Here is a 19,695-nt window from a genome sequence, read left to right as displayed (position 1 = left end):
ATACTAAGAACGTGATGCCGGTAAACGGTATCGCGGGAGATGAAGCGGGGCAGGAACCCTTAGAGGAAAAATGCCGCCAAAGTAGTCTCCAATGCGGAGCCTGGCTAGTCCAGGCCCCCATGAAATAAGTGCTTCGGCACTTATTTTTTTGCAAATTTTTCCATGAAGATGCGAAGCTTCAGGGGAAACGGGGCTTTTTTCTGGAGTTTCACCAATCTCCCTTTGAACGCCGGGGGGCTTTCGCTTATAATAGGTGTAATAGACGGCCTTTATAGGAGGTAACTGATGATGAAGAAATACGGACTTGCCGGCAAGGACAACAAAAAGGTCAAGCTGAACCGGCTGGAAGTCACGGGAAATATCTGCGGCGAATATACGGAATACACGATTTCCCAGGACTATAAGAACACCACCGGGGAAAATATCGAAGGGGTGTATAGCTTTCCCATTCCCACCACGTCCCTGATCACCGGCATTGAGGTGAATTTGGGCGGACGCAATCTGAAAGCCGTGGTGGAGTCCCGGGACGGCGTACTGACGACGCTGAAGGAAAGCAAGGAAGAGGGGATCAACACCCTTACTCTGGAGCAGAAGGATGACGAGTACTTCACCGTCACCATCGGCAACATCCTTCCCAATGAGAAGGTTAATCTGAAAATTACCTATATGGATCAGCTCACCTATGAGGATGACACGCTGACCCTCTATATCCCTTCGGTGGTGGATCCGGTGTATTACACCGAGGATGACGAAGAGGAAGAGACCGAAGACGTGGATTTCTACCTGTCTCTTCTGGTGGAATCCTATTCCCGCATGGACTTCAAGTCCCCCAGCCACAAGATCAAAGTGGAGCGGGAAGATGATACCCTGTCCAAGGTAACGGTCTCCAAGGAACAGACCCTGGATCACGACTTTATCCTGCGGCTTCGGGAAACGAAGTCCCAGGTTGCGGCAGGCATGGCCTACAGCTATTTTGAGGACGAGGAAGAAAAGGCCATCCTCATGCTGAAGCTGACGCCGGTGCTGCCGGATATCCCCGTGGAGTACACCACGAACTACAGCTTCATCCTGGACACCAGTGTCTCCATGGAGGGATTTAAGCTCGAAGAAGCCAAGAATGCCGTGCTCATTGCCCTAAGAAGCCTTGATGAGGGGGATAAGTTCAACCTCATCGCCTACAATGAGGAAGTCTACAAGTTCTCCGCCGGCGGAAAGGTGAAGTTCACCAAGGAAAACCTGGCTGCGGCCACGGAGTGGGTGGAAGGACTCACCACCCGGGAGGGAGACAGCACCTTTGATGCTTTGAAGGATGCCATCCGGGAAGCGGAAGAAGACGGTGAGGAAAATACGATTTTCCTCTTCACCGATGACAATGTGGAAAATGAGGACGAAGTACTGGAATATGTCCGCTCCAACGTGGGCATCAATCGAATCTTCCCCATCGGCATGGACACCGAAGTCAACAGCTACTTCATCAACAAGCTGGCGGAGGTGGGCAATGGCCGCCCCGAGTTCATTGATGAAGGAGAGCGCATCGACGACATTATTCTCCGGCAGTTTAACCGGATTCACAATCCCCAGCTGGATGTGACGGGCATCAACTTCGGGGATATGGTGGTGGAAAAGACCTATCCGGGTACCATTACCTATCTTTATGACCGGGAGCCCTTCACCATCTTTGCCCTGGTCAACGGCTACATCGAAGGAAGCATCGATATCCACGGTGTGGTGGATGATGTGGACTACACCATGCACATCGACCTGGACAAGCTGGAGATTGAAGAAAACTCCAAGCTGATCAAAAAAGTCTGGGCTCGAAAGCGGATCGAATCCCTGGTGGAGAAGGAACGTTCTGCACGAGGCGTCGAAGCGGAGCAGATCAAGGAAGAAATTCTTCGGCTGTCCAAGGAAAATTCCATCATCTCCTCGGAGACCAGCTTTATCATGATGGAAACCATCGAGGATCCGGTGCTGGGCATCGGTCTCCATAAGATCGTTCCCGTGGATATGGATGAGACCACCATGAAGAATCTTGCCCGAGGCTACTTCCTGGATGAGGCAGCCTACAGCTTTGATGCCAATATCCGGGAAAAGATGGCCTCCACGGGTCTCACCCATAAGGAAGCAAAAAATGCCATCCGGTACGACCGGGATAACCTGCTGCGCGTTCTGGCGAAGAATCAGCAGGCTGACGGTTCCTTCCTGAACCTGGGTGAAGAAACGCCGGAAGAAATTCTGGAAACCACCCTGCGGGCCCTTCTGGCCTTCCTGGTGGGTTCCGAAACCACTTCCATCTATCTGAATAACGTATCCAAGGCGCTGCGCTACATCATCCGCACCCTCATTGAAGAGGAAAAGCTCATCACGGAGCGCAACTACATGCTCTTCCGTGTGGCCTACGATCTGGCGGAGAAGAAGAACCTCATGAAGGAACGGATCCGGGATGTCCAGAAGAGTCTGGTGAGCCAGGTATCCGACCTGAAGTACAAGGAGTCCCTGGAAGAAGTGGGCGCTCTGGTCACTTCTGCTACCCCCACCCAGAAGAAGTTCATCACCGCAGGTACCCTCAATATCTCTAAATCTTCTGTGGAAAATGCCCATGAGATCTTTGAGCGGGACATCAAGTCCAACATCACCAACATTGCCAACATTGCCTTGGCTAAAGCTTTATAAGATATGTGCTGCAAGAGCCGCCGCTCCCTCCTAAGGAGCTGCGGTTCTTTTTTTACGCTTCTCGTTGGGGTTCACCTTTTTTTAGCTCTTCAAATCTTCTTCGCCATGCTTTTATCTGCCCGGGTTTGAGGGCTTGCCGGGCATCGGGTTAAGGTCCAGGGCTGGCGGAGAAAGAAGGATCCAGAAGGGATCCTGGAAAGAGAGAATTTGGCGAAAAAAGAGCATCGAAAGTTCGAAAGTGATAAGTTTTTGACGAAAACTGATTTGTTTGCAGATTTTGAGTAATAACTCATCTGATTGGAAAAATTGTAATAATAATTATCCGTTATCGCAAGTTTTGTATTTTCGTGGGGGCAATGAAAAAGCCAGGGGAAAACATGAACGGTTTGTACCGTGCAATTCCATTGAAATCAATGGGTTGCACGGTTTTTTAGTCTTGAATGTAAAGGAAGTGTTACTGCTGGTGATGAAATGTTTATATCTGGGTTTCTTATAGTGAAGGTTCAAAATCGTAAACGGATTTTTGCTGAAACGGTGAACAAAATTGGCTCAAATGCTGGGGTTTGATAGATTCTGGCTATTTTTCCGTGTCCCGTTTAATGGCTTCGCCATGGAAGGATGATCAGAATCTATGGATTTGAAAATGTTGTGTATGATTGCCGGATTGCTAACCTATAATTTGAGTTAAATTATAAATTGGTTGATATGGAATGTCGAATAAAATAGAATAATAGTATAAAGTTCGATTTGGATTTGGATTGTGGTTCCCCAAAAGAGATTCCCAAGGAAGGGGCTGCTATCCGAAATGACCGCAGGCGAAACAAGTATTGGAAACCATTGTCACACGAAGATGTACTCATCGGCTGATGTTGTCCTACGCAAAATTCAAGGAGGGTGAGAAAGAATGAGACGGAACAGGTGGACTAGAATAGCGCTCAGTTTCTTCTTGGCATTTGCCATGATCATGCCCAATGCGCTGAAGATCAGTGCAGAGGAAACCCCAACGGATGCTCCGGTTCTTGAACCGGCGCTGGCGCCGGATCCGGCCCCAGCGCCGGTGGTGACGGAAGCAGAACCGCTGGCTGCCGTGGTCCCCATGGCTTTGCCCTACGTTTACAATTCTGATGACGGATTCATGGTGGTGGAGGCGTTCTTTGGAACATCCACTAATGATCACACCATGCTCAATGGTCTGGTCTGGATCCAGAACGGAGAACTCTATGTGGCCGTGAAATCGACCCATATGCTGGAACTGATGCAAATCAACGGACACACCGAATACCCGGTGCATGTCTATCCTGCTGGCGAAAGCATCAAGATTGACGGCACGACCTATCCGCCGACGGATCTCAACGGAAACACCAAAGACAGCCACTTCACCGTGTTCATCTTCCCCCGAAGCGTTCTCGTGGAGAACAACTGGACCTATGTCCGGGGAATTGGACGAGGCCATGATGTGGAAGGCGAAATCAAGTTCTATATTCTTCCTGTGGACCTGACCATTGCCAAGCAGTGGATCGGCGGACCCGCAAATCCTGCAAAAACCGCAACCTTTAAAATCTATGGTGTCGCTCCTTCCGGAACGGATGTCATCATCGCCATGGATGCCCAGAAAAACCCCATTAATCCCCTGACGATCACAGGACCCACCGATGCCGGGTTCACGAACCGCGCCATCAAGGTCCCCCGCACCACGCTGGATGGCGAAATCTACACCAGCTACTACATCCGCGAACTGGATGGCAATACGGTCATTGGACCGGGTGGACGAACTTCGGAAGGCTATGTGGTCACCTATGATGCCACTGGTCTCAAGGTCACCAACACTTACACCCTGGTTCCCGCCAATGCTACCATCGCCGGAACGAAGACTCTTGTGGGCAGACCCCTTCTGGCCAATGAATTCAGTTTTATCCTGAAGGATGCCCAGGGTGTTCAGATCGGCACGGCTGTAAAGAATGCCGCCAACGGAAGCTTCAGCTTCCCGGCTCTTCAGTTCACAGCCCCAGGCGTCTACACCTTCTACATCGCCGAGCTGCCTGGAGCCCTTCCGGGGGTAACCTACGACACCGCAGACAAGAAGATCACCGTCACCGTCACCGATGACGGCAAGGGAAATCTCAGTGCTGTGGTCAGCCCGGTGAATGTTCCCATCACGAACACCTATAAGCCAGATCCCGTTTCGGTAACCATCCGGGGCACCAAGTCCCTGACAGGCCGACCGCTTTTGGCGGGTGAGTTCAGCTTTATTCTCAAGGATGACTTCGGTCAGGTGGGTGTGGCGGTATTCAATGCCGCTGACGGAAGCTTCAGCTTCCCGGCTCTGGGCTTCTCTTCCGTGGGAACCTACACCTTCAAGATCGTCGAGCAGTCCGGATCCCTGGGTGGAGTCACCTATGATCTTTCCGAAAAGATTGTCACCGTGAAGGTCACGGATGATCTTAAGGGAAAGCTGGTGGCACAGGTCACCCCGGAAAATACGCTCATCACCAACACCTACAAGGCTGCCCCGGTGGATGTGACCATTGGCGGCACCAAGACCCTGGTGGGACGTCCTCTCCTGGAGAAGGAGTTCAGCTTCATTCTGAAGGATGCCCAAGGCGTACCCATTGGGATGGCAGTTTACAACGCAGCTGATGGAAGCTTCAGCTTCCCGGCCCTGAAGATCACGGAACCTGGAATCTACACCTTCAAGGTGGCAGAAGTGGCAGGAAGCTTAGGCGGAGTCACCTATGACACCACGGACAAGATCGTCACCGTCACGGTGACGGATGACCTGAAGGGCCACCTGGTGGCTGTGGTCAGTCCCCAGAATGTTTCCATCACGAACACCTACAAAGCTGGTTCCACCTCCATTATTCTCTCGGGAACCAAGATGCTTTCCGGACGACCGCTGGTCGCTGGAGAGTTCACCTTCGAACTCTGGAAAGATGGCGCAGAGGAACCTTGGGATGAAGCCAAGAATGACGTGAACGGCCTCTTCGCCTTTGACGCACTGAACTTCACCCAGCCAGGAACCTACACCTACTATGTCCGTGAAGTATTGGGAAGCTTAGGTGGAGTCACCTATGACACCAAGATGCACAAAATCGTCGTCACCGTCGTGGACAACCTGGATGGGACCTTAACGGCCACAGCCAAGTATCCCGAAGGTGGGCTGGTCTTCCTGAACAGCTACAAACCGGCCCCCACAAGACTCGACCTGGAAGGCATGAAAACCCTGTCCGGCAGACCACTGGTTGCTGGGGAGTTCACCTTCGAACTCTGGATGAAGGGTGGTCTGGAACCGCTGGATACCGCAGTGAATGCAGCCGACGGCAAGTTCAGCTTTGATGCCCAGATGTTTGACAAAGCCGGCGTCTTCACCTTCCTGGTGAAGGAGAAGGCGGGATCCTTGGGCGGTGTCACCTACGATGATACCCTCTTTGAAATCACCGTCACCGTAGTGGACAACCTGGATGGAACCCTGACGGCCACCCCGAAATATCCCGAAGGCGGACTCCTCTTCGAGAACACCTACAAACCGGGATTGACGAGACTGGCGCTCCAGGGCATGAAGGAACTCACCGGCAGACCGCTGGTGGCTGGAGAATTCATCTTCGAACTCTGGGAGAAGGGCGGCGAAATGCCGATCCTCACCGCGGTGAACACTGCCGATGGAAAGTTTATGTTTGATGCCATTGCCTACGAGGAGCCGGGAACCTACGAATACCTCATTAAGGAGAAGGCTGGCACCCTGGGCGGCGTCACTTATGATGAAGCGATCCATGCCGTCACCGTTAAGGTGGTGGACAATCTGGATGGCACCCTGACCGCCACAGCCAAATATCCGGAAGGTGGGCTGATCTTCAAGAACAGCTACAAGCCGGCACCCACCAGTATCATTCTGGAAGGGATGAAGAACCTCGTCGGAAGACCGCTAGTCCCCGGAGAGTTCACCTTCGAACTCTGGAAGAAGGGTGACGAAATGCCGTTCCTCACCGCCGTGAATGGTGCCGATGGAAAGTTTGCCTTCGCAGCCATTCCTTATGATAAGCCGGGAACCTACGAGTATCTGATTAAGGAGAAAGTGGAAACCCTGGGCGGCGTCACCTATGATGTGGCCATCCATCCTGTCACCGTCAAGGTGGTGGATAACCTGGATGGCACCTTAACCGCTACAGCCAAGTATCCCGAAGGCGGGCTGCTCTTTATGAACAGCTACAAACCGGCTCCCACAAGACTTGTCCTGGAAGGCATGAAGACCCTGTCCGGCAGACCGCTGGTTGCCGGGGAATTCACCTTCGAACTCTGGATGAAGGGTGGCCTGGAGCCTCTGGATACTGCAGTAAATGCTGCTGACGGCAAGTTCAGCTTTGATGCTCAGATGTTTGACAAGGCCGGCGTCTTCACTTTCCTGGTGAAGGAGAAAGTCGGATCCTTAGGCGGCGTCACCTATGACGACACTCTCTTTGAAATCACCGTCACCGTCAAGGACAACCTGGATGGAACCTTAACGGCCACCCCGACATATCCCGAAGGCGGACTCCTCTTTGAGAACACCTACAAACCGGGATTGACGAGACTGGCGCTCCAGGGCATGAAGGAACTCACCGGCAGACCGCTGGTCGCTGGAGAATTCACCTTCGAACTCTGGGAGAAGGGCGGCGAAATGCCGATCCTCACCGCAGTGAACACTGCCGATGGAAAGTTTATGTTTGAAGCTATTGCCTACGAGGAGCCGGGAACCTACGAGTACCTGATCAAGGAAACAGTGGGAACCCTGGGCGGAGTCACCTATGACGAAGCCATCCATGCCGTCACTGTCAAGGTGGTGGATAATCTGGACGGCACCTTAACGGCTAAGGCTACCTATCCGGAAGGCGGGCTGGTCTTTGAGAACAGCTACGAACCGGCACCCACCAGCATCATTCTGGAAGGTTTGAAGAATCTTGACGGCAGACCACTGGTAGCCGGAGAGTTCACCTTTGAGCTTTGGGAACTGGAAGGGGAAGCTCCCCTGAAGACCGCCGTGAATGACGCCGATGGAAAGTTTATGTTCGAAGCTCTGCATTACACCGAGCCGGGCACCTATGAGTACCTGGTGAAGGAAACGGCAGAAGATCTGGGTGGAGTCACCTATGATGCTGCAGTAATCCACATCATGGTCAAGGTGGTCGACAACCTGGATGGCACCTTAACCGCAACGGCCATCTATCCGGAAGGCGGACTGGTCTTTGAGAACAGCTACAAGGCTGAACCCACCACCCTCATTATTGAGGGCCTCAAGGAGCTCATCGGAAGACCGCTCCTGGCTGAGGAATTCACCTTCGAACTTTGGGAGATGGAAGGCGAAGAGGCTCTTCTCACCGCCAAGAATGCTGCCGATGGAAAGTTTGCCTTTGCTCCTCTGGAATTTGACCAGCCGGGAACCTACCACTTCATGGTGGTTGAGGTGAAGGGCATGGGCTACGCCATCACTTATGACGAGACTGTGTTCCATGTGAAAGTGGAAGTTGTGGACAATCTGGATGGAACCCTCACCGCCACGGCTACCTACAGCGAAGCAGAAGCCATCGTCTTCACCAACTCCTATGATGTGGTGGATGTGGGCGGCGAGAAGCTATGGGATGACCTGGGTGTACGACCGGCTAAGGTTGTCATCAATCTCTACAGAAACGGCGAACTCTATGACGATATGGAAGTTGTTCCGGGCGAAGGCGGCAAGTGGTTCTTCACCTTTGAAGATCTGGCAGAATTTGATCCGGAAGGCGAACCTTACCTCTACACCGTGGAAGAAGTTCCGGTGGCTGGCTATGTGCCCACCGTCAATGGATTCAACATCACCAACCGTCTCCTGAGAGCTACGGCAAGAATCATCAAGATTGACGATGCCGATGATCCGGTGGCTGGCGTGGAGTTTGAAATCTACGACAAGGACAGCAAGCTGGTCTTCAAGGGCAAAACCAATGCAGAAGGTATCCTGGAAGTGGAACTGCCCCTGGGTACCTACACCGTGAAGGAGACTGCAGCCCCCAAGGGATACATCATCGACGATGAGATCCATACCGTTGTGCTCAGTGCCGATAAGACTACGGTGGAGCTGGAAGTGGTGAACATCCTGGAAATCGAGGATGTGGAGCCGAAGCCGCTGCCGCAAACGGGTTCTGCAGGCACAGGAGTCTTCTACCTCATGGGTGTTCTCACCCTTCTCGGCGGAGCATTCCTCCTCCGAAAAAAGAGGTCCCTCACCTAATGCGATAACGCCGCAAGCATATTACTCACCCTAATATGTTTTACCCAGTATTTGCAACGGTTTGAGCAGGGTTAGTCAACTTTTAGTCAACAAAACAACAAATTAATCTTTTCAGCATTCTCCGACTTTGCCTCTTCCAGGTAGTGTGAGTAGGTTTTTAAGATAACCGGCACAGAGTCACCTGCAAGGCTGGCAATCGATTGGATATCGAACTGCCGAGACCGGATCAATCCGGTGACATAGGTATGTCGGAGACAGTGGAAAGTAGTCTCAGAGTAACCCTGCTGGACCGCTGCCCTTCCAAAACCTCTTGAGAGTGATTGAGGGGTCATGGAAAACAAATAACCGTCGATAGTGCGCATAGGATACTCTTTGATCGCTCTCAAGGTAGAGGGTGGAATCGGGACGGTCCTGTAAGAGTTTTTTGTCTTCAGCGGACGCTGGCGCTGATATTTCCCATCACTCAGCTGGCGTTGGTGAGAGACGTTGATCACACCTTTAGTAAAATCAATATCTGTTAAGACATTGAGATCTGCAATCTCTCCGATACGGAGACCGCATGTATAGCCAATCAGTACTGCTAAGTGCAGCTGCTGGTTGGCTATTTTATTGCTTATTCCTGCTGCCTCAGAAAGTGTAAGGGCTTTTACTCTTTTCCCAGTGTCTGACTGTTTTGGGATAAGAGAGGTTGAAGCTGGATTAATTAGGATCCTCTTCCTTTTCAAGGCAACATTAAAGAGGCTCACCCAGTAGGTTACATAGGTTGTTACGGTAGTGTGCGCATACGTCTCCAGCAAATGGAGGATGGCCTCCTCGATCTCCCAGGGCTGGACCTCATCGATATATTTATTTGGATAAGGCCATTTGTTTAGGGCGTTGAGATATGAGCGATATGTGTTGTAGGCCCATCCTTTCCTTCCCTTACGAGACTCCAGGTACTCCGTAGCAAACGCGGTAAAAGTAACCTTTTCGCCGTTGGTTGCTTCGAGAATGGGGAGATCCTTCTCCAGCTGGGCCTTGATTTCCTCACCGATTCGTTTCGCTTCTTTACTGGATCTAATCTGTTTCTTCCGCTTTTGTTTTCGCTTCTCGTTTAGGTAGTAGGAGACGGTGAGGGTGAAGGTGCCGTCTTTTTCTTTTTTCGGCGGGTGGACGATGATCCGGTCATTCATAGTTATCCTCCTTATTTTTAGATATGGAAAAGGGAGCTTCGCGACTGCTCCCTTGCCATTACTTAAACTGTCTTAGATTCGCTACTGCCTTGCCCAGGATCCGGACGTCTCCATGGTCCAGGACGATTGGCTGGTATGCTGGGTTTTCGGCCTGTAGTATTACTTGGCCGTTGGTACGATAGAACCTTTTGAGAGTAGCTGTAGATCCGATCAAAATTGCGCCGATCTCACCGTTTTCCAGATCTTCACGCTGCTTGATAAATACAATGTCTCCGTCAAGAATATTGACGTTAACCATGGAATCTCCCTGGATCCGCAGGCAAAAGTCGGCTTTAATCTTTTTATCCAGGTTAAAGTACTCTTCGATATTCTGCTCGGCTAAAATTGGTAGGCCTGCAGCGATCGTGCCTAGAAGAGGGATTGAGATACCGCTTGTTTCTCGACGCTGATAGGTATCAATCATACCCATAATAAATAAAGGTGATACCGATAAAACCTCAGCTAATTTTGCGATTTTGTCACGTTTCATGTTTTCAATATCGCCGGTTTCCCATTTTCGGACCGTCGATTTAGTAACTCCAACGTACTGACCAACTTCCTCCAAGGTCAATCCTTTCATTTCCCTACGCTCTTTGATTCTTTCTCCTAAATTCATGCGCTTAACCTCCTTTCTTTAGACTAATATAGCACATAACAATCAAAAAAGATAGTTTAAGACACTAAAACTTTAAAAAAAGTATCTTAAAAGCCTTGATAAGTTTGAATGCCCGTGTTATCCTGAAAGTGTCCTAAACGACACAATGAAAAATCAGGAGGTGAGTAAAAATGAAACCTAATGAGTTAAAAGCTGAGCTGCAGCGAAAGAATCTAAACTATCAGGATGCAGCGAAAGCGCTTGGCATCTCAGTCGTAGCATTTCAACGGAAAGTGAACGCTATTACAGAGTTTAAGTCCTCGGAGATAGGTGCGCTTCGCGATCTACTTGAGCTATCGCCGGAGAGGGTGACTGAAATTTTTTTTAACTAGAAGTATCGTAAAAGATACAAAGAGCGGAGGTGAAAGTAATGCGTGAATGGTTAAAACAAGCTCGAGAATCACATGGGCTATCCCAGTATAAAGTCGCGGAGCTAGCCAAAATGTCTCAAAGCTACTATGCAGCAATAGAAACTGGAGATCGCGGCGGGAAACTTCCGGTTGAAACCGCAAGGAAGATCGCAGAAGTACTCAAGTTTGAATGGACCCGCTTTTACGAAGATTAAAAGAAAGGAGTTTACCAATGGAGTCAGCAAAAATACCCGATGATGCTCTTTTTATCACTGTGGAACAGCTGGCTGCTGCACTACAGACAACCCCAAACACGATCTACAGAAAGATTAAAAGTGGAGTAATTCCGGTATCCAGCGTGATGGATGCACCGAGAATCCCTAGAGAGTTTATCGATGCCCAGACCGACTGGTTGAAGAGTACCGAGACATTTACCGAGCGGAAGCTCCGGAAGCAGCTGAAAGAGCAAACCGAAGAAATTGCATGTTTAAAGAATACGATCCGGACCATGCTTAGGGCCGGGATGGAAGCGAACCTATAGAGGAGGATCTGTATGAAACACAAAGAAGAGAACTGGACCGAAGCAATCCTCACCCTGGCTGTCATGATCCTCGGAGCTGCAGCCTGGACCGCCCTGGTGCTGGTGATGCTATGAAGGATAAAGCTGCTTGGATTATTAACCTTATTACCCTGATCACCGCCATGGTGTGGTTTATCATCCGGATCTCGGGAGGTGCAATGAAGTGAATGAATACCTAACACTCCCCATCGGGACAAAAATCAAGGCCACAGGGAAATGCAACGGTTTCCCGGTCATAGCCGGCAAGATCGTTGGAAAGCACAATGACGTCTACTACATCGTCGAAGGCGCCGACAAAGTCCGCTACTACGTGCAGCCAGCTTATTTCGAAATAGAGGAGGTATAAAAATGGAGGAAAGACAGCACATCTGCCCAGAATGTAACAAGCCCGTGCCCAGCAAAGACCATCTGGCTTGGGTAAAAGACCTTTACGGGATCCCCTTTAAAAAGGTCTGCCTGGACTGCTATGACACCGTAAGCGACCGGATCCTGAACAACCACTACGGGGACGAGCTCACCCACGACGAGCTGTATGGGGAGGATTACTAAGATGTGGGTAAGATCACAAAACGGCGAACACATCCTCAATGTCGAACACTTCCGATCCCTACCGCTGGATAACGGAGAAGTCAACATCCTGGCTAAGCTGCCCCGAGATACCGTAATCCTGGGGACGTACTCCAAGGATCAGGGCGAGGGTATCATGCGAGATCTGTGGCATATCGTCGGTTTAGACCAACCCTACAGAACCAACTACTACACGATGCCACCGCGTTGGGAGGAGGAAGAGGAATGAAAAGGGAACAGATCGAGAAGAACTACATGAAACTCGAGCAGTTGAAAGAGTATGAAAGGCTAAAAGAAAAGCTTATCGCTGGAGTAGGAATGTGGTGGGCAATCATTACACCGAAACATACCCGAGACAACGGAACCCATATAACAGATGACAACTCTAGGAAGCGATTTATGGCTTGGCTAGAAAACGAGATCGGCATTTTGAAAAATGAAATCGGACTGGAGGATGAAAAATAATGAACGTGATCCTCACCTGCCGGGAGACCGGCTACAAGACCACAGGAGGGCTCCTGTACAAGACCAGCGACAACTATGTTGTCCGGATGGATAACGGCACAGACGCCCTGTTCCCGATGCGGGACTGGGAGTGCGAGGAGGTGCAGGAATGAAATCAGAATGGAAAGTCACATCCCAGATGATCGGGGATGCAAAGATGTACGCTGCTTACCGCTTACGGGATAAGGATAAGCCCGATCACTCCGGCAATCGAGAGTATGCCGGTCAGTATGTGGAGGATCGAGAAGTTCTTGCCGCAGCAGTCAAAGCCCTTAATGAGATGGAGGTGCAGGAATGATGGTGCTACGCCAGGATAAGTACGCAGACATGGCACAGTTTCGGAAGACCAGGAACGCCCAGAGGCATCGCTACTATGCCAAGACCAGCGGATATAGCCGAAGGCAATGGACCCAGGAAGAAATGACCCTGGTGATGGATCGGAGCTTAAGCGATAGTGAGCTGTCCGAGAAGATTGGGCGCGGAGTACGTGCTATACAAATCAAAAGAAACCGCATGAAAAAAGCCGCCCTGGGAGTGCAATCCCAAAGCGACCAGACCAAAACAGTCAAATAAATTATAACACGAGGAGGAAAAAAATGAGCCAGTACATAGTTGAAAAAGAATTCGAGCACGAGGGGCTCAAGTGTGTGGTCCTGTTTGGACCCCTTGGCCACAGAACCGGATATGTAGGAGTTCCAAAGGGGCACCCCTATTTTGGTAAGGATTATGACGAGAGAGAGCTTTCAGCTGTCGATGTCCACGGAGGCCTGACGTATGCCGGCGGTGGTGGTAACTATCCAATCAAATCCGATCTTCACTGGTTTGGGTTTGACTGCGCACACATCGGCGATGGAGCAGACTTTTATCTGGCGTTGACCCTCTTTCCAGAAAACAAAGAATACATCGAATTGATGAGAGCGTTCTGCTCCAACCATGGTGTGGTCAGGTCAATGGAATATGTCGAGAAAGAATGCAGATCCCTTGCTGATCAGCTAAATAAAGCTGCAACCCAAAATAAGTAGATTAAGAGGAGGAAGAAAAATGACCTATTACATGATCCAGTATTACAACACGATCAGGCATAAAGAACCCACCAGACTATTCCGCTCTTATAAAGAAGCGGAGCAGCATCTTCGTGATAAAGGCTTTCAGACAACCTCTAACCCCTGGTTAGGTACCGTGTACTCCTATTTACATAAAGAATCAGAGATGGCAGAAGATGCCCGAATTATTATGGTTATCGCTCCAGAAGAAGAGACAAAGGAAGAGACCACAACAATTAAAGCAAATAGCGATACAGGGGAGACTAGCTTGAGAATGGGTAACTTTGAAATGGTTATGACGGATAAAAATATTATCTTTAGAAAAATCGAAGAGGAGGAATAAAGATGGAAATCACATTGAAAATTGAAGCCCCCGGCCTGATGGAGGCCATCCTTGCCCTGGCAGAACAGCTGCAGGAACACAACGCCCTGATCGCGGGTAAGCCCGCACCGACTGGAGCAATCACTACCGGGAAGATTTCAGAGTCGAAAACCAAGAAGAAGGAAGCGGCCCCGATGATCCCGGATCCTGTGGAAGTCGTCGAAGATCCAGCCCCGGAAGCCTCAGAGGACATCGACATGGAGACGGCCAGGGAGCTGGTGATGAAATCGAAAGCCCACAAGGAAAAGGCCAAGGAAGTCATGACCACTATGGGCATCCGAAAGATCACCGAGATGGACCAGGCGCAGATCAATGAGCTCTACAAGGCTCTCCAGGAGGTCAAATAGATGGGGAAAACCAAAGACTACGTGTTTGCGATTATGCCGGTCATCGAGGATCTGAGAGCTAAAGGCTTATCCGATGCCCACATCCTGCAGATCTTCGAGCTGGTCTTGGACGGGTCCTCAGAGATGGTGAACAAGAAGGAAGACGACGAGAAGCTCATCTCCTCGATCACCATCGACATCTACGAAAATCGGGATGATGTTGAGATTCATGGAAGTCTCGATTCACAAATCCACGGAGCTGCAGCGCTCATCCTTGGCTATTCTCTGAGATCCGAGCAGTCACACCTCGAAACTCTGGCGGATGTGATGGGGGAGCTGGATGCACTAGAAAAACGTAGCCCCGGAATCAAGTTAAAGGAGGAAATCTGATGCCAGGACAACACGCACTACTGTCCGCCTCCGCCGCTCATCGGTGGATGCACTGCCCACCATCGGCCCGGCTGACCGAGGACATCGAGGACACCTCGTCCATCTTCGCCCAGGAGGGCACCGTAGCTCACAGCCTGGGAGAGCTGGAGCTCAACTACCAGCTCAAGAATATCCCCAAAAGGGAGTACACAAAGGAGCTCAGGAAGATCCAGGCCCATGAGCTTTACTCCGCAGAGATGCCGGATCACGTGGCCGTCTATACCGGCTATGTCATGGAGCGACTGGCCGAGGCAAAGTCCAGATCCAAGGACGCCCTGGTCTTCCTGGAGCAGAAGCTCGACTTCTCCGCCTGGGTCCCGGAGGGCTTCGGCACCGGGGACACCGTGATCATCTCCGACGGCGTCATCGAGATCGTGGATCTCAAGTATGGCAAAGGCGTGGAGGTCTCCGCGGATGACAACCCTCAGATGATGCTCTACGCCCTGGGCGCCTACCATGAGTACGAGTGGCTATACGATCCGAAGTCCATCAAAATGACCATCGTGCAGCCCAGGATCGACAACATCTCCACCTTTGAGATGCCCGTCGAGGATCTGCTCAAGTGGGCCGAAGAGGAGCTCAAGCCAGCTGCAGACAAAGCCTGGAGTGGTGAGGGAGAGCTCCAGGCCGGAGATCACTGCCGTTTCTGCAAAGTCCGATCCACCTGCAAGGCCCGAGCTGACTACAACCTCACCTTTATCGAGTCCAAGCGCGACGAGGACAACACCCTCAAGGGCATCCACCTGCTGGCACCGGAGGAGATCTCCCGGGTCCTGGACATGGCCCTCGAGATCAAGAACTGGCTCAAGGACGTGGAAGAAAACGCGCTGCAGGCTGCCCTGGACGGCACCCGATACCCCGGCTTTAAGCTGGTGGAGGGCCGATCCAACCGAGTCATCACCGATGAGGAGGAAGTCGTGGCCACCCTGGTAATGGAGGACTACACCGAGGACCAGCTTTACAATAAAAAGCTCAAAGGCATCACCGACCTGGAGAAGCTGGTGGGCAAGAAGATGTTTGAACAACTGCTCGGACCTTATGTGATCAAGCCACCCGGCAAGCCCACCCTGGTCCCGGAAACCGACAAGCGCCCTGAACTGAACACTGCTGCCGATGATTTCAACCTGGAGGTGTAAAAATGAATGAACCTAAAATCGTAGTACCTGAGATCAGCTTTGACTCCGAGGTATTTGACGAGACCAGGAGCCTGATCGACATCGCTCTGGCGAATCTCCTGGCTAAAGTCTACAAAGGAGAGTTTGAGAGTGGGGATCTCAATATCAAGATCTCGCTTTCTATCCTGGATGACTATACTAAGCTGCCGGGAGAGGATCCTCTCACCGGAGACACCATCGAGACGATGTACGAGTACCGCAGGCCCTGCATAGACTCGGCCATATCCACCACCCTGAAAAAGGTGGCCAAGCTCAAAGCGTCCTACGCTCCCGAGCTGGAGATCAAAGAACATGACGGCGCTTTTGTGATCCAGGAGCTGCCCAAGACACAGATCAGCATCGACGACTTTGAATTTTAAATATTAGGAGGAAAACAAAATGGCAAAAGAATTTAAGGCGAGAAGAAAAGGAACAAAGGTAACAACCGGAGAGGTAAGACTGAGCTACGCACACCTGCTGGAGCCTAAGGCCATCGAGGACGGACAGACACCGAAGTACAGCGTCTCCATCATCATCCCCAAGGACGACAAGGAAACCCTGAGAGCCATCAAGGAGGCCATCGAAGAAGCCAAGGAAGCCGGAAAGGGTAAGCTCGGCGGGAAGATCCCCGCAAACCTCAAGACACCGGTCCGGGACGGAGATGAGGATCGTCCAGATGATGAGGCTTACGCAAATAGCTACTTCATCAACGCCAACAGCACCCAGAAGCCGAGGGTCCTGGAGTTTATCAAATTCACTACGGACGGCAAGGTCAAGGCTGATCCCATCGACAGCACGGATGACGTCTACAGCGGCATGTACGGCTGCGTGAGTCTCAACTTCTACGCCTACAACACCAGCGGAAACAAGGGCATCGCTGCAGGTCTGGGCAACGTTCTCAAGACGCAGGATGGGGATAGACTCGGCGGAGGATCAAGCGTCGAGGACGATTTCGACCTGGCCGAGGACGACGGCGATTTCGAGTTTTAGGAGGTGGTCCCCTTGACCACTCTCCATCTCGACATCGAAAGCTACTGCGACTTATCACTACCGGATGTGGGCGTATACAAATACGCCTCACATCCTTCTTTTACAGTATTACTCCTGGCCTATGCCATCGATGACCGCCAGGTCCGGATCCTGGATCTGGAAAACGGGGACAGCATCCCGGAAAAGCTGGAGGCCCTGATCAAGGATCCCGAGATCCGGAAGGTGGCCCACAATGCACAATTTGAGCGGGTCTGTCTATCCAGCCATTTCAGGCAGCAGCTGGATCCGGTCAACTGGGAGTGTACGATGATCAAGGCCCTCACCCTGGGACTCCCAGCAAGTCTGGACAATGTTTCCAAAGCCCTGGGCTTTCCCCAGGACATGCAGAAGCTGACGACAGGCAAGAACCTTATCCGGCTCTTCTCCGTGCCTAGGAAGCCATCCAAGGCCAACGGGTATCAAACCTCATTCTTCTCGGACGACAAGCCGGAGGAGTGGGAACAGTTTAAAACCTACTGCATCCAGGACGTGGAAGTGGAAAGGAACATCGACAAGGCCCTGGCCAAGTACAAGACCACCCCGGAGGAGATTGAACTCTGGCAGCTGGATCAGCGGATCAATGACCGAGGCGTGGCCCTCGATAAGGATTTCGCCGAGGCCGCCGTCAAGATCGACTCCGAGTACCAGGAGGAGATCCTGGGGAGATTCAAGGAGATCACCGGACTAGACAACCCTAAGAGCGTGGCACAGCTCAAGATGTGGCTGACAGAAAAGCTGGGCATCGACGTGCCTAAGGTCACCAAAGAAACCGTTCCGGAGCTCATCAAGACCGCCCGGGAGAAGAACATGCCGGAAGTCGTGGAAGCCCTGGAGATCCGGCAGGAGACCGCCAAGACTAGCGTCACCAAGTACCAGAAGATGATCGACGTGGTCCTGGACGATGGACGGGCCCGAGGACTGCTGCAGTTTTACGGGGCAAGCCGGACGGGCCGATGGGCGGGTCGCCTGATTCAGGTACAGAACTTGCCACAGAACCATATCTCAGACCTGGACACCGCCCGGAGGATCGTGGCCACCGGAGACACCGAGCTCCTGGAGATGACCTACGACAAGGTACCCAACATCCTCAGCCAGCTGATCCGGACGGCCTTTATCGCCAAGCCTGGCCACCGCTTTGTGGTGGCGGACTTCTCGGCCATTGAGGCCCGGGTGATCGCCTGGCTATCTGGAGAGTCCTGGCGCATGGAGGTATTTCAGACCCACGGCAAGATCTACGAGGCATCCGCTTCTCAGATGTTTAAGGTGCCGATCGAGACAGTGACCAAAGGATCCGCGCTCCGTCAAAAAGGAAAAGTCGCGGAGCTTGCCCTGGGCTACCAGGGAGGACCGGGTGCTCTCCGATCCATGGACCGAAAATGGGCTGCCCAGGCATCCGATGACGAGCTGCAGGAGCTGGTGGATCAGTGGCGATCCGCAAACACCGCCATCACGAAATTCTGGAAGGACTGCGAAGCGGCAGCCAAGGAAGCCATCCGGGACAACACCATCGTGCAGATGCAGAAGGGTCTCAAGTTTATCGGATCCCCGGACTATCTTTTCATCGAGCTTCCCTCTGGTCGGAGACTGGCCTATCGGGAGCCGAAGCTGGAGGAGTCGAAGTTTGGATCCAAGATCACCTATCAGGGCCAGAACCAGACCACAAACGCCTGGGAAACCCAGGAGACCTACGGAGGCAAGCTCGTGGAGAACATCGTCCAAGCGACCGCCCGGGACTGCCTGGCCGTGTCGATGGTGAGAGTCGAGGCTGCCGGATACCAGATCGTGATGCACGTCCACGACGAGATCATCGTCGAGGCACCGAACATCGACACCGACGCACTGAAGAAGATCAGCGCCATTATGGGCAGACCGATCAGCTGGGCCGAGGGTCTTCCGCTGAGGGCCGATGCCTATGAGTGCAGCTACTATCAGAAAGATTAGGAGGAAGAAAATAATGAACGAAGACGCAAAAAATTTTCCAACCTGTGAGGAGAGACTCTCAAGAACACAAAATGCGCTTGACGACTTGAAGGCTATTGCAGAGGACCTGCGTAGTGAAAACAGAGAGCTGCAGCGGCGGATTGATGAACTGGTACACAGAAATAAGGGCCTGATGACTAAGGATAAGCTGATCCAGATCCTCGGGGGTAAGGAATGAACATAAGAATAAGCCAAGCCCTTATGAAAGCCTATGAAGAGTGCCCGAAGTGCAGAAATCCATACCTGGGGAATGGGCAAGGAACATTACTTGTAGATGACTGGGAATTTAAGAGAACCTGCAAATGCGGATTTGAGGTATCCGTGAAAATAACTGAACAGATGAGGGGGAAGAAATGATGCAGCCAAGTATCAAGCCGAAAGACTACCCGGAGATGATCCGGCGGATCAAAGCATCCAAGGAAGCCCAGGGGATCACCACCCCGAAGCTGGCAAAGAAGGCGAACATCTCCGAAGGTACTCTTCGGCGTCTCCTGATCGAGGAGCCAGTCAACATCTTCGCTTTTCTTCAGGTCCTGGATGCCCTGGGCCTAGAGATCCAGATCATCTAAGAGGAGGA

The 19,695-nt window shown here is 51.7% G+C and carries 25 protein-coding genes; 23 read left to right on the top strand and 2 right to left on the bottom strand.

Features of this window, described 5'->3' with window-relative positions; all coding sequences use genetic code 11:
• Nucleotides 1-285: 285 nt before the first annotated feature.
• Together KCG48_RS05160 and KCG48_RS05155 are read left to right on the top strand one after the other, a co-directional pair.
• A complete protein-coding gene (locus tag KCG48_RS05160; RefSeq protein ID WP_211800301.1) occupies nt 286-2,673 on the top strand; it encodes a VIT and vWA domain-containing protein in 2,388 nt (795 codons plus the stop codon).
• A gap of 946 nt (nt 2,674-3,619) precedes the next feature.
• Entirely contained in the window at nt 3,620-8,908 is a 5,289-nt protein-coding gene (locus tag KCG48_RS05155) for a Spy0128 family protein (RefSeq protein WP_211800300.1), read from the top strand.
• An 86-nt stretch (nt 8,909-8,994) separates the two neighbouring features.
• Here the strand turns inward: KCG48_RS05155 and KCG48_RS05150 are convergent, their stop codons facing one another.
• Together KCG48_RS05150 and lexA are read right to left on the bottom strand one after the other, a co-directional pair.
• A complete protein-coding gene (locus KCG48_RS05150) occupies nt 8,995-10,080 on the bottom strand; it encodes a tyrosine-type recombinase/integrase (RefSeq protein WP_211800298.1) in 1,086 nt (361 codons plus the stop codon).
• Nucleotides 10,081-10,138: 58 nt separating this feature from the next.
• Nucleotides 10,139-10,735: a transcriptional repressor LexA gene (gene lexA, locus KCG48_RS05145; protein WP_211800296.1), complete on the bottom strand. Its 597-nt coding sequence runs from the start codon at nt 10,733-10,735 to the stop codon at nt 10,139-10,141.
• Between the two features lie 170 nt (nt 10,736-10,905).
• Here lexA and KCG48_RS05140 point away from each other — a divergent pair, with 170 nt between their 5' ends.
• The 21 genes from KCG48_RS05140 (at nt 10,906) to KCG48_RS05040 (ending at nt 19,687) form a co-directional block, all read left to right on the top strand.
• Nucleotides 10,906-11,106: a helix-turn-helix domain-containing protein gene (locus KCG48_RS05140; protein WP_211800294.1), complete on the top strand. Its 201-nt coding sequence runs from the start codon at nt 10,906-10,908 to the stop codon at nt 11,104-11,106.
• A gap of 38 nt (nt 11,107-11,144) precedes the next feature.
• Nucleotides 11,145-11,339, top strand: coding sequence for a helix-turn-helix transcriptional regulator (locus KCG48_RS05135; protein WP_211800292.1), 195 nt, complete (start codon nt 11,145-11,147; stop codon nt 11,337-11,339).
• A gap of 17 nt (nt 11,340-11,356) precedes the next feature.
• The gene (locus KCG48_RS05130; RefSeq protein WP_211800290.1) at nt 11,357-11,665 is read left to right on the top strand and encodes a helix-turn-helix domain-containing protein; all 309 of its coding nucleotides are present in this window, start codon (nt 11,357-11,359) and stop codon (nt 11,663-11,665) included.
• 202 nt (nt 11,666-11,867) lie between these two features.
• Nucleotides 11,868-12,050, top strand: coding sequence for a hypothetical protein (locus KCG48_RS05125; protein WP_211800288.1), 183 nt, complete (start codon nt 11,868-11,870; stop codon nt 12,048-12,050).
• A 2-nt stretch (nt 12,051-12,052) separates the two neighbouring features.
• Nucleotides 12,053-12,253: a hypothetical protein gene (locus tag KCG48_RS05120; RefSeq protein WP_211800286.1), complete on the top strand. Its 201-nt coding sequence runs from the start codon at nt 12,053-12,055 to the stop codon at nt 12,251-12,253.
• 1 nt (nt 12,254) lies between these two features.
• The gene (locus tag KCG48_RS05115; protein WP_211800284.1) at nt 12,255-12,500 is read left to right on the top strand and encodes a hypothetical protein; all 246 of its coding nucleotides are present in this window, start codon (nt 12,255-12,257) and stop codon (nt 12,498-12,500) included.
• Entirely contained in the window at nt 12,497-12,736 is a 240-nt protein-coding gene (locus KCG48_RS05110) for a hypothetical protein (protein ID WP_211800282.1), read from the top strand. Before KCG48_RS05115 ends, KCG48_RS05110 begins: the two co-directional genes overlap by 4 nt.
• Nucleotides 12,736-12,888 carry a hypothetical protein gene (locus tag KCG48_RS05105; RefSeq protein WP_211800280.1) on the top strand — a complete coding sequence of 51 codons (153 nt, stop codon included), beginning with the start codon at nt 12,736-12,738 and terminating at the stop codon, nt 12,886-12,888. Before KCG48_RS05110 ends, KCG48_RS05105 begins: the two co-directional genes overlap by 1 nt.
• A complete protein-coding gene (locus KCG48_RS05100) occupies nt 12,885-13,073 on the top strand; it encodes a hypothetical protein (RefSeq protein ID WP_211800278.1) in 189 nt (62 codons plus the stop codon). Before KCG48_RS05105 ends, KCG48_RS05100 begins: the two co-directional genes overlap by 4 nt.
• The gene (locus KCG48_RS05095; RefSeq protein ID WP_211800276.1) at nt 13,070-13,348 is read left to right on the top strand and encodes a hypothetical protein; all 279 of its coding nucleotides are present in this window, start codon (nt 13,070-13,072) and stop codon (nt 13,346-13,348) included. The genes KCG48_RS05100 and KCG48_RS05095 overlap by 4 nt, the downstream gene beginning before the upstream one ends.
• A 23-nt stretch (nt 13,349-13,371) precedes the next feature.
• Nucleotides 13,372-13,797 (top strand): hypothetical protein, encoded by a 426-nt coding sequence (locus tag KCG48_RS05090; protein WP_211800275.1) that lies wholly within the window; start codon nt 13,372-13,374, stop codon nt 13,795-13,797.
• Nucleotides 13,798-13,816: 19 nt separating this feature from the next.
• Nucleotides 13,817-14,161 carry a hypothetical protein gene (locus tag KCG48_RS05085; protein ID WP_211800274.1) on the top strand — a complete coding sequence of 115 codons (345 nt, stop codon included), beginning with the start codon at nt 13,817-13,819 and terminating at the stop codon, nt 14,159-14,161.
• Between the two features lie 2 nt (nt 14,162-14,163).
• Nucleotides 14,164-14,547: a hypothetical protein gene (locus tag KCG48_RS05080; RefSeq protein ID WP_211800273.1), complete on the top strand. Its 384-nt coding sequence runs from the start codon at nt 14,164-14,166 to the stop codon at nt 14,545-14,547.
• Nucleotides 14,548-14,916 carry a hypothetical protein gene (locus KCG48_RS05075; RefSeq protein ID WP_211800272.1) on the top strand — a complete coding sequence of 123 codons (369 nt, stop codon included), beginning with the start codon at nt 14,548-14,550 and terminating at the stop codon, nt 14,914-14,916. It begins immediately after the preceding gene.
• On the top strand, nt 14,916-16,091 hold the full coding sequence (locus KCG48_RS05070) for a DUF2800 domain-containing protein (protein WP_211800271.1): 1,176 nt from the start codon (nt 14,916-14,918) through the stop codon (nt 16,089-16,091). The genes KCG48_RS05075 and KCG48_RS05070 overlap by 1 nt, the downstream gene beginning before the upstream one ends.
• A gap of 2 nt (nt 16,092-16,093) precedes the next feature.
• The gene (locus KCG48_RS05065; protein WP_211800269.1) at nt 16,094-16,489 is read left to right on the top strand and encodes a hypothetical protein; all 396 of its coding nucleotides are present in this window, start codon (nt 16,094-16,096) and stop codon (nt 16,487-16,489) included.
• A gap of 19 nt (nt 16,490-16,508) precedes the next feature.
• Nucleotides 16,509-17,099: a DUF2815 family protein gene (locus tag KCG48_RS05060; RefSeq protein WP_211800267.1), complete on the top strand. Its 591-nt coding sequence runs from the start codon at nt 16,509-16,511 to the stop codon at nt 17,097-17,099.
• A 3-nt stretch (nt 17,100-17,102) separates the two neighbouring features.
• Nucleotides 17,103-19,079, top strand: coding sequence for a DNA polymerase (locus KCG48_RS05055; protein WP_331000373.1), 1,977 nt, complete (start codon nt 17,103-17,105; stop codon nt 19,077-19,079).
• Between the two features lie 13 nt (nt 19,080-19,092).
• Nucleotides 19,093-19,296 (top strand): hypothetical protein, encoded by a 204-nt coding sequence (locus KCG48_RS05050; RefSeq protein ID WP_211800263.1) that lies wholly within the window; start codon nt 19,093-19,095, stop codon nt 19,294-19,296.
• Complete coding sequence (locus KCG48_RS05045) at nt 19,293-19,475, top strand: DUF3797 domain-containing protein (RefSeq protein WP_211800262.1); 183 nt, start codon at nt 19,293-19,295, stop codon at nt 19,473-19,475. Before KCG48_RS05050 ends, KCG48_RS05045 begins: the two co-directional genes overlap by 4 nt.
• Complete coding sequence (locus KCG48_RS05040; protein WP_211800260.1) at nt 19,472-19,687, top strand: helix-turn-helix domain-containing protein; 216 nt, start codon at nt 19,472-19,474, stop codon at nt 19,685-19,687. The genes KCG48_RS05045 and KCG48_RS05040 overlap by 4 nt, the downstream gene beginning before the upstream one ends.
• Nucleotides 19,688-19,695 lie beyond the last annotated feature (8 nt).

The organism is Proteiniclasticum sediminis (assembly GCF_018128025.1).
GTDB lineage: Bacteria > Bacillota > Clostridia > Clostridiales > Clostridiaceae > Proteiniclasticum > Proteiniclasticum sediminis.
The sequence above is the reverse complement of the archived record's forward strand: the minus strand, read 5'-3'. Positions and strand labels throughout refer to the sequence as shown.

Bases quoted from the DNA above. Each gene is read 5' to 3' on its own strand.
- KCG48_RS05085 (WP_211800274.1), top strand. From the start codon at position 13,817: ATGACCTATTACATGATCCAGTATTACAACACGATCAGGCATAAAGAA.
- KCG48_RS05140 (WP_211800294.1), top strand. From the start codon at position 10,906: ATGAAACCTAATGAGTTAAAAGCTGAGCTGCAGCGAAAGAATCTAAAC.
- KCG48_RS05120 (WP_211800286.1), top strand. From the start codon at position 12,053: ATGGAGGAAAGACAGCACATCTGCCCAGAATGTAACAAGCCCGTGCCC.
- KCG48_RS05090 (WP_211800275.1), top strand. From the start codon at position 13,372: ATGAGCCAGTACATAGTTGAAAAAGAATTCGAGCACGAGGGGCTCAAG.
- lexA (WP_211800296.1), bottom strand. From the start codon at position 10,735: ATGAATTTAGGAGAAAGAATCAAAGAGCGTAGGGAAATGAAAGGATTG.
- KCG48_RS05130 (WP_211800290.1), top strand. From the start codon at position 11,357: ATGGAGTCAGCAAAAATACCCGATGATGCTCTTTTTATCACTGTGGAA.
- KCG48_RS05115 (WP_211800284.1), top strand. From the start codon at position 12,255: ATGTGGGTAAGATCACAAAACGGCGAACACATCCTCAATGTCGAACAC.
- KCG48_RS05065 (WP_211800269.1), top strand. From the start codon at position 16,094: ATGAATGAACCTAAAATCGTAGTACCTGAGATCAGCTTTGACTCCGAG.
- KCG48_RS05050 (WP_211800263.1), top strand. From the start codon at position 19,093: ATGAACGAAGACGCAAAAAATTTTCCAACCTGTGAGGAGAGACTCTCA.
- KCG48_RS05045 (WP_211800262.1), top strand. From the start codon at position 19,293: ATGAACATAAGAATAAGCCAAGCCCTTATGAAAGCCTATGAAGAGTGC.
- KCG48_RS05075 (WP_211800272.1), top strand. From the start codon at position 14,548: ATGGGGAAAACCAAAGACTACGTGTTTGCGATTATGCCGGTCATCGAG.
- KCG48_RS05070 (WP_211800271.1), top strand. From the start codon at position 14,916: ATGCCAGGACAACACGCACTACTGTCCGCCTCCGCCGCTCATCGGTGG.
- KCG48_RS05135 (WP_211800292.1), top strand. From the start codon at position 11,145: ATGCGTGAATGGTTAAAACAAGCTCGAGAATCACATGGGCTATCCCAG.
- KCG48_RS05105 (WP_211800280.1), top strand. From the start codon at position 12,736: ATGAACGTGATCCTCACCTGCCGGGAGACCGGCTACAAGACCACAGGA.
- KCG48_RS05160 (WP_211800301.1), top strand. From the start codon at position 286: ATGATGAAGAAATACGGACTTGCCGGCAAGGACAACAAAAAGGTCAAG.
- KCG48_RS05095 (WP_211800276.1), top strand. From the start codon at position 13,070: ATGATGGTGCTACGCCAGGATAAGTACGCAGACATGGCACAGTTTCGG.
- KCG48_RS05110 (WP_211800282.1), top strand. From the start codon at position 12,497: ATGAAAAGGGAACAGATCGAGAAGAACTACATGAAACTCGAGCAGTTG.
- KCG48_RS05100 (WP_211800278.1), top strand. From the start codon at position 12,885: ATGAAATCAGAATGGAAAGTCACATCCCAGATGATCGGGGATGCAAAG.
- KCG48_RS05150 (WP_211800298.1), bottom strand. From the start codon at position 10,080: ATGAATGACCGGATCATCGTCCACCCGCCGAAAAAAGAAAAAGACGGC.
- KCG48_RS05060 (WP_211800267.1), top strand. From the start codon at position 16,509: ATGGCAAAAGAATTTAAGGCGAGAAGAAAAGGAACAAAGGTAACAACC.
- KCG48_RS05080 (WP_211800273.1), top strand. From the start codon at position 14,164: ATGGAAATCACATTGAAAATTGAAGCCCCCGGCCTGATGGAGGCCATC.
- KCG48_RS05040 (WP_211800260.1), top strand. From the start codon at position 19,472: ATGATGCAGCCAAGTATCAAGCCGAAAGACTACCCGGAGATGATCCGG.